This window comes from Limibacter armeniacum (genome assembly GCF_036880985.1).
Lineage (GTDB): Bacteria > Bacteroidota > Bacteroidia > Cytophagales > Flammeovirgaceae > Limibacter > Limibacter armeniacum.
The window spans coordinates 2,604,263-2,616,977 of record NZ_JBAJNO010000008.1 but is presented as its reverse complement, the minus strand read 5'-3'; the positions used below and the strand labels follow the sequence as shown (position 1 = coordinate 2,616,977).

The following is a 12,715-nucleotide window of genomic DNA, read 5'->3' as shown; positions in this document are numbered from 1 at the left end:
CTGTCTTAGCTAAAAACTAGAACCAATTTCTGTATTTACAAACAGCACCAGAAATACTACTGATATGGATAAAAAACTCAAACTAATAGATCCACATATCCACATGACCTCCCGAACAACCGATGATTATGAGAGAATGGCGAAGGCAGGAATTGTGGCAATCATTGAGCCATCTTTCTGGATGGGACAACCTAGGACAGAAGTAGGTTCATTTAAGGATTATTACAATCACTTAATTGGTTGGGAAAGGTTTCGGGCAAGTCAGTTCGGTATTAAGCACTACTGTACCATTGGATTGAACTCAAAGGAAGCCAACAATGAGCCACTTGCAGAAGCTGTAATGGAGTTGCTGCCAAAGTATGTTTGCAAGGAAGGTGTAGTAGGAATTGGTGAAATCGGATATGATGACCAAACAGCAGCTGAAGACAAGTACTTCAGAATGCAATTAGAGTTATCGAAACTAGTTACCCTGCCTGTTCAGGTTCACACACCTCACCGCGATAAGAAAGCTGGTACGATCAGAAGCATGGATGTTTGTGAAGAACATGGACTTGAACCGTCAATGGTAATCATAGACCATAACAACGAAGAGACGGTTGAATCTGTGTTGGATAGAGGGTATTGGGCAGCTTTTACCATTTATCCAAGAACCAAAATGGGAAATGAAAGAATGGCAGCTGTTGTAAAAAAATATGGTCCTGAAAGAATCATTGTTGACAGCTCTGCTGATTGGGGAGTGAGTGACCCATTGGCTGTACCAAAGACAGCTAGACTGATGCTGGATATGGGTATTCCTGAAGAACATGTACACATGGTTTGCTATCAGAATGCATTAGCTGCTTACAGCCAAAGCGGTCAGATGAAGGAAAGTGATTGGGAAGACCGTATACCTATAGATCAGCGCAGACAGTTCAATGAAAACAGTGTCCTGAGAGGGCAAGACCCTCTAGTTGAATCAGATAATATCATAAGCTAAGACCTTGAAACTATGAAAGGAGTAAACACGATGGCATACCTGACATTGATGCGCCCAGCCAATGTGGTTACATCCGTTGCTGATATATTGGCAGGGTATCTTGTTGCATTAGCTACAATGTCCGCAATACTGTCATGGCAAGATATGCTTTGGCTATGTTTGGCAACAGCAGGTCTGTATGGTGGCGGTGTTGCACTGAATGATGCACTGGATGCTGGTCTGGATAGGATTGAAAGACCAGAAAGACCTATTCCAAGTGGAAAAATATCCCAAGCCAATGCTACATGGTTTGCACTTTCATTGATGGGCGGAGGAGTGTTCGCCGCTAGTATGGTTTCAGGATTATCATTAATAATAGCAATTGGAATTGCAGTCATGGCTATCCTTTATAATGCATGGGCAAAGCATCTGAAGGTGGCAGGTCCATTGTTTATGGGGGGCTGTAGAGGCGCCAATTTATTATTAGGAATCAGTGGTGTAGAAGGTGCTACTGGTTCAGTAGGTTGGGTAGCTGTTTTCTCATTGCTATACATATTTGCAGTAACACTAATCAGTCAAGGAGAAGTCCATGGAAAGAATAGATCCTCATTAAAAATTGCGGCAACAATCTATGGATTTGTCATCCTCTCAGTCTGTCTAATGTCAAGCTTCACAGCATTCAGCTTATACACAGCAGCACCTTGGCTATTGCTATTATCAGTAATGATTTTCTCACCACTATTTGATGCCCTTAAAAAGCAACAACCTTTACTTATCAAGCATGCAGTGAAGGTAGGAGTACTTTCGCTAATCATTTTTGATGCTGCATTGGTAGCAGGCTTTTCATCACTACTGTTATCATTACTGATATTCTTACTGCTGCCCATCTCATTTGTGATTTCAAGGCTATTTGCAGTCACTTAATTGAAGTCGCAATTTCATAGTAATGGATTGCAAATCACCGACCAATGGAAAAAACACTAACTCAGTCATTTCAGGTGACTTATGAATACCCAGTTATCTTTACTGAGGGGATTTTCGAGTCAGAAAATAATTTATTAGCCTCACTTATCCATCCTGTTAAAGAGCATATTCCTCCTAAAGTAATATTCATAATTGATAGCGGTGTACACCAAGAACACCCAGAATTGATTTCGAAGATCGAATGCTATTCTGTTTATCATACCAGTAGGATTAATATGCCTATCAACCCAATTGTGATTCAGGGAGGAGAAGCCATCAAGAATGATATCAAATACTTGATGAGTATTCTTGAGTTGATAGATGAGCAAAGAATAGATCGTCATGCTTACCTAATTGCCATTGGAGGTGGAGCATTGCTGGATGCTGTTGGCTTTGCGGCAACCATTGCCCACCGAGGGATCAAGCATATCCGGATTCCGACTACTGTACTATCTCAAAACGATTCAGGTGTAGGGGTGAAAAACAGTTTCAATGCTTTCAATAAAAAGAATTTCATAGGAACGTTCTCACCTCCCGAAGCTGTGATTAATGATACAACCTTTTTGAGGACATTGACAGATCGGGATTGGTTAGCAGGAGTATCGGAAGCCATAAAAGTGGCTTTGATTAAGGATGCTAACTTTTTTGATTTTATAGAAATGCATATCAAGGATATTCAGTTCAGGAACGAGGAAGCAATGGGGAAACTGATATTCAGGTGCGCAGAACTTCATGTAAACCATATAGGTAATAGTGGAGATCCATTTGAAAGAGGGTCTTCTCGACCACTAGATTTTGGACATTGGGCTGCACATAAGTTAGAACAACTTACCAATTATAGCTTGCTCCATGGTGAAGCTGTAGCCGTTGGAATAGCCTTGGACGTTACCTATGCTTATTTATCTGGAATGTTACCCGTGAAAAGTTGGCACCGTGTGCTGAACCTGATTCATTCCTCAGGCTTAAAACTGTATCACCCAGCTATGAGACATGCCATAAATGGTAGGTTCGAAGTGCTGGATGGATTAGAGGAATTTAGGGAGCATCTGGGAGGTGTCCTGACAGTCATGATGCTAAAGGATATTGGGGAAGGAGTGGAAGTGCACCATATTAAAGAAAGCCTAATGAAAAAGGCTATTGATCTATTGGCAAGTCTTTCACCGGCTGATAACAGAACCAGTCTTGCACGTACTACCGTGGGGATTGAACATGGATTTACAAGAACCTCTAATTTTCCTGAAGATGATCATCACGGATAAATATCATTTAAGCTACTGTACCAATAACATATCAGGTGAAAACTGGAGTGAAATAAAAGCAAAGCTCCAAAGTGTTTTACCTCAGGTGAAAAAGGAAGTTTGTCCTAATGAGTGGATGGGTACAGGCTTGAGAATCGGTTACCAGGCTGCTTGTGACCTAAATATTGAAGAGCTTTCTAAATTCAAGGAATGGCTTGATGAAAATAAGTTGTATGTACATACACTCAATGGTTTTCCGTTTGGAACATTTCATCAGGAAAGGGTGAAAGATAATGTACATAGGCCCGATTGGATGACAGACCAGCGGTACGATTATACACTGAAGCTTTCTAAGATATTGGCGAAGCTTTTACCTCACTTTGAGGAAGATGGAAGTATTTCTACTTCTCCATTGTCATATGCACCTTGGCATGGTAGTAATACAGCTGCAATCAATCAGGTGTATAAGGTATGTGCCAATAGATTGAGCAGGTTAGTGGGAGAATTATATGACCTGAAAATAGAGACTGCTAAAAACATACATATAGATATTGAGCCTGAACCTGATGGAATGCTGGAGTCTACTGAAGATGTGATTTCCTTTTTCAATACTTGGTTACTTCCAATAGGAATTAGGTATCTAATTCAGCATAAAGGGATTTCTGTAAAGGAGGCCGAAAATGCAATAAGAACACATATTCAAGTTTGTTTTGATGTTTGTCATCTAGCATTGGTTTATGAAGATCCTGTATCCTCTTTCAAGTCATATGCAGAGAATCAGATTGGAATAGGAAAGATTCAAATCAGTTCGGCAGTTGAAGCAAACTTTACAGGTCAGAAAGAAAGAGATCAGAAGTTGTTATCTTCACTTTCAGCATTGAAAGACTATGTATACCTTCATCAAGTAGCTAATCAATTGTCAGACGGCACAATCTTAAGATATAAGGACTTGTGTGATGCTTTTGTTGCGCAAGTGAATGAGTATCCCCAAAAATGGAGAGTCCATTACCATATTCCTGTCTTTTTGGATGCCCTAGAAAGTCTCTCTTCAACTCAGCATGCAGTAATTAGTACATTGGAGCACTTCTTTCGATATACCACATGTAAACACTTGGAAGTGGAAACATATACATGGGAAGTAATGCCTAAGAATCTTCGTCCTTCTACTTTAGAAGAATGTGTGACGAAAGAAATTTCTTGGGTCAAAGACCAATTAGAAAGAGTGTTTCTACTTAAAACTGACAAGTAATTTCGACTTGATTAATCCATCTCATAGCCAATAGCTAAAATGAATAAAACCGTAGTAATAAATGTAGTTGGGCTTTCCCAAAGAGTGATTGGTGCACATACGCCTTTCTTAAACAAATGGATGAAGAAAGGAAAAGGCGTGACTGTTAAGCCATCATTTCCAGCCGTTACTACAACTGCACAATATACTTATCTGACAGGAGAATGGCCCGAAGAACATGGAATCGTAGGAAACGGATGGTATTTCAGAGAAGAATGTGAAGTGAAGTTTTGGCGGCAGTCTTCTAATCTTGTTCAGGCCCCTAAAATATGGGACAGGTTAAAAGCTATAGACCCTCAGTTTACCTGTGCCAATATGTTTTGGTGGTACAATATGTATGGCACTACTGATTATTCTGTAACTCCGCGTCCAATGTATCCTGCTGACGGCCGTAAGATACCTGACGTATATGCTCAGCCACTTTACTTAAGAGAAAAGTTACAAAATAGGTTAGGACGTTTTCCTCTATTCAATTTTTGGGGACCTAATACGCATATAAGAGCAAGTCGTTGGATAGCTAAAGCGTCTATGTTGGTGGATGAATGGCACGACCCTACACTAACACTGATCTATCTTCCTCATCTGGATTATGGTCTTCAGAAATACGGTATTGATTTTTCTAAAATTGGAAAAGATCTTGAAGACATTGATCAGCTTTGCGAGGAAGTAGTAACCTATTATGAAAGTAAAGGGGCTGATGTAGTTATCCTATCTGAGTATGGAATTACAGATGTAGACACACCTGTTTCATTGAATCAGATATTAAGGTACCACGGCTTTCTGAATGTTAAAGAAGAAATGGGAAAGGAGATACTGGATCCGGGAGCGAGTAGAGCTTTTGCTGTTGCTGACCATCAGGTAGCTCATATCTATGTTCGAGACCAGAAAGATGTTCCGGTTATAAAAGAGTTGATCGCTGCACAGGAAGGAGTAGAGTTGGTTTTGGATGAGAGAGGAAAGAATATTCATAAACTTAATCACGAAAGAAGCGGTGAGCTTGTTGCTATTGCAACTCCTAAGGCATGGTTTACTTATTACTATTGGCTTAATGAAAAGAAGGCACCAGACTTTGCTCGGACTGTAGATATTCATCGAAAACCAGGTTATGATCCTGCGGAATTGTTTATCGATCCTGAATTAAAGAATCCGCTTTTTAATATTGGAATGAAACTGTTGAAGCGTAAAATAGGTTTCAGGACATTGCTTGATATTATTCCTCTTAATCCTTCATTGGTTAAAGGGTCTCATGGCAGGGTGCCTGAGTCGGAGTTGGATTGGCCAGTATTCATCACTCAGAAAAAAGACTGGGTGAATGGTAAGCAATATTTGGCTCCTGACATTTATAGTCTATTGATGAGGCATGTATTAGAAGAAGAAAATGCCATGCAGAATATTTTTGACATTGACTAAGTACCAAAAAAAGCCATGTAAGATTGATTATATGGCTTTTTTATTCTTCCCATATACTTAGTTGATAATCTTTTTGCTCAATCTCTTTATTGAGGTTAGAAATGGACAAACCTAGTAACCTGATCTTAAAATCTTCTTCTCCAAATTCTATCAGAAGTTCGTTGGCTATTTCCATAATCTCTCTTTGATCCTGAAAGTTATTCAATTGTGTTTTACTTCGGGTAATCTGCTCAAAGTCGTGATACTTAATTTTAAGGGTTAGTGTTTTGCCATGTGCTCCTGCCTTTTGTAACCTCTCCCAAAGTTTTGAGGAAAGTTGTTCCAACTTATTTTTAACCTCTTCCATAGTGAGCAAGTCATCAAAGAAAGTATTTTCGATTCCAATTGACTTTCGAACCCGGTTGGGGGTGACGAGTCTGTTATCAACCCCTCTTGCAATATTAAAGTAGTAGTTACCCGCTTTACCGAACATATGTGTCAAGTCTGATTTGGGCCACATTTTCAAGTCTCTACCTCTGTAGATACCAAGCTTTCGCATTTTTTCTGCTGTAACCCTTCCGACACCATAAAACTTCTCTATAGCCAATTGGTCTAGAACCTTCTCTTCTTCACCTGGTAAGATTACAGCCAACCCATCAGGTTTATTGAGGTCAGATGCTGTCTTTGCCAGAAATTTGTTAAATGATACACCGGCAGAGGCAGTCAGGTTTAGTTCCGATTTGATTCGCTGCCTGATCTGCATAGCCATGTTAATGGCAGATTTCAATCCTTTTTTATTCTCAGTTACATCGAGGTAAGCTTCATCTAATGAGAGGGGTTCTACAAGGTCAGTGTATTCATGAAAAATTGTTCGGACATGTTTCGATACCTTTTGGTAGACTTCAAATCGAGGTTTGATGAAAATCAGCTCAGGACATTTCCTTTTAGCTAGAGAGGAAGGCATTGCAGATCTAACACCAAAAGCTCTTGCTTCATAACTTGCTGCAGCTACAACTCCTCGTAAGGCGGAACCACCAACTGCTACAGGCTTTCCTTTAAGAGACGGATTATCACGCTGTTCTACTGATGCATAAAAAGCATCCATATCAATATGTATAATCTTTCTGAGCGTCTCCATAATTCCTGCTTATCTTTGTACAAAGGAAATAATTTTTTTAATTGATACTTATTGATTAGACAAAGAATTATTTCTCTAAACAGAGGTTCTGTCATACATAAAACTTTTGTCAGAAAAAGTGGTTGTTGATTAGAATTGAAAAGCGCTAAAACTAAATAGATATACTTTTTATGAGATTATGGAGACTATTGACGGTCGTGGCATTGGTGGGAATTTCATGCTCAAGGTCTACAACCTCTATTGAGTCCGCATTCGACTTTCTCTCTCAAAAAAATAAGTTCTCAGATTCAGATATTTGTGAAATTTATGATTTGAAAGACAAGAGACAGACTGACTCTTTAATTACCTATTTGCATCATTCAGACCCGATTTATCGTGAAGAAGCTGCCGATGCACTAGGGTCGGTACAGGATATGCGAGCAGCCAGACCTTTAATTCAATTACTGAAGAAGGAAACAGTTGCAAATGTAAAGAAGGCTGCAGCGTTTGCTTTGGGGCAAATCGGTCAAACATATCTAGAAGATGAAATGATTGAAATGGTCAGTGAGTTAAATGATCAGCCACAAGTCCAAGCTGTATTGCTTGAAGCAATTGGTAAATGTGCTTCAGGTGCTGGTTTGGAATTTTTGGCATCTTTTCAATCCTCATCAAATGTCAGTTATTATGGGCAGGCTGCTGGAATAATGAGAGCAAGCTTAAGAGGGTTAGTATCTGTCAATAGTATTAATTCAGCAATTGATATTCTAACTGTAAGTGATAGTTTGGTAGTGAGGGAGCTTGCAGCATTTTATTTGAGCCGGGTAGTGGAAGGTCAAATGCTGGATAGCAAAGCCAGCCATCTGTTAAAACTGATTGTGGATGAGGAGCAAAACAACGTAAGAAGTTCTCTCATTTTGGCTGTTGGTAGGTTAACTCCTTCTGAAGAGATAGAAAGTACATTACTGCACATCTTGAATACTGAGGAGGTTTCTAGTGAAATCAAAGTAAGTATTATTAGGGCGTTCAGCGATTATTCGAGTTTGGTGGTTGAGAAAGATATTTTCAACCTAATGATGGATCCTGCTCCAAATGTAACGGTGACAGCTTCACAGCATTTTTATGGAAGGGTAAAACCTTTGCAGGTAAAAGGTTATTTGGCTGCATCTGAAAAGATTACAAATCTTAGGGCAAGAGCCATGTTTTTGCGAGCACTTCTAAATGCAAATCCCAAAGACAGGTACACATTTCAGCAGATCGAGTATTTATATAGGAACTCAGCAAATGTATATGAACAGGGAATGCTACTGAAGGCTATGGCTGAGTCCCCTTCACAATACAAATTCTTGATCCATATTCTGGAAGAAACGGCACATCCTGTTTTGATTACTGCTGCAATGGAAGGGTTGATTCAAATTCGGAATGATAAAGATTTTGAAATCCTTAAAGTTGAGCATCCAAATGTTGAAAGTGACTTTGAAACTGTTTTCAGAAATGCGATTGAAAGTAGAGATATAGCACAGATTTATTATGCATCAATTGCATTGCGAAACCCTGAGTACGGTTACCGTAATACCATAAAGGATTATAGTTTTATTTCAGATGTAATGAAGTCTTTGCAAATGCCTAGAGATGTGGAGGCTTATGCTGAACTTCAAAAAACGTTACACTATTTTGAAGGTGAACTGGATAAGGGATTACACTTTCCGAAACAAAACTATAATGGTATCAATTGGGAGAAAGTTAAGGAGATTCCAAAAGGACAGAAGGTAGTGATCACCACTTCAAAAGGTGAGATAGAATTGAACTTACTTGTTGAAAAAGCACCTGCTACAGTTGCTTTATTTTATCAGTTGCTGAAGACAGGCTTTTATGATGGTAAAACTTTTCATAGGGTAGTTCCAAACTTTGTAGTGCAGGGAGGTTGTCCAAGAGGAGATGGTTTTGGAGGACTTGATGAAACAATTCGTTCAGAGTTATCATCAGTCAATTATCAACAAGGAGTGGTGGGTATAGCATCTGCAGGAAAAGATACAGAAAGTTGTCAGTGGTTTATTACGCTTCAGCCTGCTTTTCACCTTGATGGAAGGTATACAGCCTTTGCTGAAGTTACTCGTGGACTTTCTGTAATAGAAAACCTTGAAGTTGGTGATTTGATAATTGAAGCTAGAGAAGGAGGGGTGTTGGCTAGTTTCTGAAACTTTAATTCTTGAGTAAATCTAACACGAAGCACACTTAATATTAGAAAAATTCAATTATATATCTTATTTTTCATAATATAATTTGGTGTTGTTAGGTATGAGTGAAACATTGATTTTTTAGGAGAACTTAATGACTAATTTTGTATGAAGGGTATTGTCATTTGAAAAAGAGGATGAGTTGTGTGGGATATTTAATTTAAACATCAAATTATAATACCCTGAACTGAAGCCAAAACTAGACAATGATTCATATATGCTTAGATTTCTTAAAACCAATAACTATATCCGAATAGGACTATTACTTTTATTGACACTATCTGGTTGTCAATCTGGTAGCCAGTTCAGTGAAGATGCTCCTTATGCTCTGATAATGGGGGAGTATAGAGAAAAGGAAGTCGCTGAAGAGGTCAATAATAGGTTTAGGGAAATGGGAATAAAATCTTATTTGGTTTGCCTAGAAAATGAATCCAATGGGAAATGGTTTAAAGTTCTAGCAGATTCATACGCTACAATTGAAGAAGTACTTCAGCAAAAAACTACATATGAAAGCCAATTTGGTTTGACTTCTCTAAAGGTCGAAAATTACAATAATGTAATAGAAGACCTTGTTTCTTTTGAGCATGAAGCTACAATGCGGACATATGCACATTTTCCAGACCTTTCTCAAGAGTTTGATGATTTACTGAAATCATTTCCTGAAATTTCTAACATGGAGTTGAAGAGCTTCACCTCTGTTGAAACCTTACCAAAACAAGATGTACTCAGTTTTCCTCCTTTTAAGCGTGTATCACTAGACTTACCGAGGGGTGTGTCTTTAAAACAGTTAGCACCCATGTTAGCAATTATAGCAGAGGGAGTTTACCAAGACCCTCTGTCTGGTTCAGAAATGACTATTCATATCCTAAAGTGGAGTGAGACTAAAATTAAAAGCCAATTGAGTGCTCATTATTTTGCTAAAAAAATTCTAAAAACGAGAATATATTCATTTGAAAAGATTGATCAGATAACTGTAGAAGGGAAAGAGGATTGGAAAGGGTATTTGGTGACACTTTCTCCAGATAATGAGCACTATAAGAAATATATCTTGCTTGAAAATAGTTTGGGGTATACCGTTTTTATCCAATCCAAGCAGAATGAAGAAAATGCAATGCTGGAAGTTGCCAAGTTGATTGGAAATGAGCGTAATATTTGGAATTATAATTCTTTGAGGGATTTTCTTTTCAGTTTACCTGCAAATAGAACAAACTCTGAAAGCTTGGTTTTTCTTAGACATCATCAATTAGAAGCAGTGAAGGGAAGATATGGTGATCACTTCTCAGGCCATTATCAATGTGAAATGGCTTTTTTTAATGAAATGAGAGGAGTGTGGGAAGCTAAAATTACTCGATTTAATGATTCGAAGTATACTAAAATGCTATTTAATAAATTCTATAACCGAAAGTCCAAGATGCCAAAAGATAGAGTGGTAATTGATGGAAAGCAAAGTTTTTTGGCTTACTCAATGAAGAGAGATTTGGATACAGGTAGGTTTAGGTTACATGCTAATGAGATACAGTTTTATACGGATTTTATGTTAGGGATTTTCTCTAATAGGAGAAGGGCTCATTTGACGAAGGATGAGCTACTGTCGAAAGTGAAATCATTTCAAATCTTTGAAAGAGCAGAAATAGAGATAGTTGACAAAACGTTGTAAACAAAAAAAGCTCTCATTATTCATGAAAACTTTGATTGACTATTTGTTATTTCGTAGGCTGTTTATCTCATCAGCTCTTTGCTGCTTTTAAGTTGTTTCTTTTTATAAAGTGTTAGAGCATCTTTAACACCTATATTTTGCTTATCGATATTTGTTGGAATCTGAAATGTAAATGGTATCACACTTTGAGTTTGCAAGACCATATAATCTTTTCCTAATTCCTCTTCATACCCAATAAGTACAGGGTAAAATTCTCCTTCTAAATTTGCAGCATCCACAAGCCATTGAATATGGTTTGGATCTTCAGGGATTACAGGTGTATATGCATTCCACCCTCCTTCTACTCCTCCTTTTTTGATATCCTGTATATAAGCTTCGACCAGTTTACCGCCATTATAATAATGTCTTGTATTTTGTTGGATTGTTTTACCCTCATCCGTTTTCTCAAGGGAAATCGTCTCTTGTAAAATCATCTCCTTATTTTTCAAATAATACTTTATCTGCTGTTGAAGAATTTCACCAAAACTGCTGTTTTCTACAATTAATACGGGTGTTTCACCATTATAAAAAACAGTAACTTCAAACTTATAATCTTCAAAAGTATATTCTGGGCTTACGATATAATACAGATCATGAGTAGAGGACGTAAGACTCCTTGCCAGTTGGTTATTATGTTTTGCCAACTGTGAAGGCTGTGCTTGTACGCCTATAGCTAGTGTGATAAGTGTAATAATTAAGATAAAGTATTTCATACATTAGTATTGATCTGTTCATAAACCATTATCTAATGATGTACCAAAAACGAGTGGAATGAATCAATGTGGTGTTAATAAAATTAAATAAAAGTTAATGAAATGCTTTCATAGTAGCGTGTATCTTTAACTCTCATCTAAAAGTTAATGGTTTTTCGTGTTTATTAGTACAGTATCTCTACTTAGAAAAGGTTGTATCTTATTGAGTTAGAGTTTTTAACTTTTGATCAGTATGTTTTCAATGAATGTGAGAGCTTTTTAAATCAACAATCTCTTTGAAGTGAAGGCATTCTCAGAACAATTAAATACCCCAGTCACACTGAAAAAATCAGTAAGATTGCATACCAATGACAATGTGTCAGCATATTTCTCTGTAAGCTCAACAATTTTGTTGTAGATCTCTTCTTGATCACCCCACAACATATACATCGTCAGAAATAGCTCAAGCTTTTTTCTACCTTCACTGTCTAGCTCCCAATCATCTGTTTTGACAGACAACCGATCTAATTCATCAGTTAGGCACAAAAATGCATATGAAATGTCTGCTTCTTCCTGATCAGCTGTATCAGATAAGTATTCCTTAATCTTGAGTTTTTCTGACCCATGATTCGGTTCCGTTGACTTCTCGACTCTCTCCCGACCACCAACAATTAGATTCTCCGGAAAATAAAATACTTTGATGAAGTCAGCTACTTGTTGATTGTCTACAAAACTATTATTGATTTTAATGAGAGCAGCCTGTTCCAACTCATTTTTCATCCTGATGACAGTTCTTCTGCTCCATCCCATCTCAAGAGCAATTCGGGTATTTGTGAATTGACTCCATCCTTCTTCATCAGCTACAGATAGGTAGAACATATAGAGCTTGAAGGCTTTATCTGAAATACCGATTTCACGGGCTTTTTCGAAAATGTTGCTGCTAGCTACAAAGAAATTGTCAGAAGTTTGCTTAGTTGGCGGTGACTGGATGCTCATTGATAATTGCTGATTCTTCTATTCTCACAAAACTATACTTTTCCCTTAAAAAATGTGACTTCTAATATACGATTGAAATTGAAAAAAACAGTTTTTAAGTTGAAATAAATGGCGATTTGAAAAAAAACAGGAGTGTTTACTTATGTC

General features: G+C 37.8%; 10 protein-coding genes. 7 read left to right on the top strand and 3 right to left on the bottom strand.

The window, feature by feature from the left end:
• The first annotated feature begins 64 nt into the window (after window positions 1-64).
• From V6R21_RS16595 to V6R21_RS16575, 5 genes are read left to right on the top strand one after another with little or no spacing between them, the layout of a single operon-like run.
• A complete protein-coding gene (locus tag V6R21_RS16595) occupies window positions 65-976 on the top strand; it encodes a TatD family hydrolase (protein ID WP_334244753.1) in 912 nt (303 codons plus the stop codon).
• A 12-nt stretch (window positions 977-988) separates the two neighbouring features.
• On the top strand, window positions 989-1,879 hold the full coding sequence (gene eboC, locus V6R21_RS16590) for a UbiA-like protein EboC (RefSeq protein ID WP_334244752.1): 891 nt from the start codon (window positions 989-991) through the stop codon (window positions 1,877-1,879).
• A 44-nt stretch (window positions 1,880-1,923) separates the two neighbouring features.
• Complete coding sequence (locus V6R21_RS16585) at window positions 1,924-3,177, top strand: 3-dehydroquinate synthase (RefSeq protein ID WP_334244751.1); 1,254 nt, start codon at window positions 1,924-1,926, stop codon at window positions 3,175-3,177.
• Entirely contained in the window at window positions 3,128-4,405 is a 1,278-nt protein-coding gene (gene eboE / locus V6R21_RS16580) for a metabolite traffic protein EboE (RefSeq protein WP_334244750.1), read from the top strand. The genes V6R21_RS16585 and eboE overlap by 50 nt, the downstream gene beginning before the upstream one ends.
• A 39-nt stretch (window positions 4,406-4,444) precedes the next feature.
• Window positions 4,445-5,854, top strand: coding sequence for an alkaline phosphatase family protein (locus V6R21_RS16575; RefSeq protein WP_334244749.1), 1,410 nt, complete (start codon window positions 4,445-4,447; stop codon window positions 5,852-5,854).
• A 40-nt stretch (window positions 5,855-5,894) separates the two neighbouring features.
• On the opposite strand, the gene dinB is transcribed toward V6R21_RS16575, so the two are convergent.
• The gene (dinB, locus tag V6R21_RS16570; protein ID WP_334244748.1) at window positions 5,895-6,971 is read right to left on the bottom strand and encodes a DNA polymerase IV; all 1,077 of its coding nucleotides are present in this window, start codon (window positions 6,969-6,971) and stop codon (window positions 5,895-5,897) included.
• Window positions 6,972-7,141: 170 nt separating this feature from the next.
• Between dinB and V6R21_RS16565 the strand changes: the two genes are divergently transcribed.
• Both V6R21_RS16565 and V6R21_RS16560 read left to right on the top strand, forming a co-directional pair.
• The gene (locus tag V6R21_RS16565; RefSeq protein ID WP_334244747.1) at window positions 7,142-9,145 is read left to right on the top strand and encodes a peptidylprolyl isomerase; all 2,004 of its coding nucleotides are present in this window, start codon (window positions 7,142-7,144) and stop codon (window positions 9,143-9,145) included.
• A gap of 256 nt (window positions 9,146-9,401) precedes the next feature.
• Window positions 9,402-10,841 carry an SPOR domain-containing protein gene (locus V6R21_RS16560; protein ID WP_334244746.1) on the top strand — a complete coding sequence of 480 codons (1,440 nt, stop codon included), beginning with the start codon at window positions 9,402-9,404 and terminating at the stop codon, window positions 10,839-10,841.
• Between the two features lie 62 nt (window positions 10,842-10,903).
• On the opposite strand, the gene V6R21_RS16555 is transcribed toward V6R21_RS16560, so the two are convergent.
• Window positions 10,904-11,593 (bottom strand): hypothetical protein, encoded by a 690-nt coding sequence (locus V6R21_RS16555; protein WP_334244745.1) that lies wholly within the window; start codon window positions 11,591-11,593, stop codon window positions 10,904-10,906.
• Window positions 11,594-11,851: 258 nt separating this feature from the next.
• A complete protein-coding gene (locus tag V6R21_RS16550; RefSeq protein ID WP_334244744.1) occupies window positions 11,852-12,568 on the bottom strand; it encodes a helix-turn-helix domain-containing protein in 717 nt (238 codons plus the stop codon).
• Window positions 12,569-12,715: the final 147 nt, after the last annotated feature.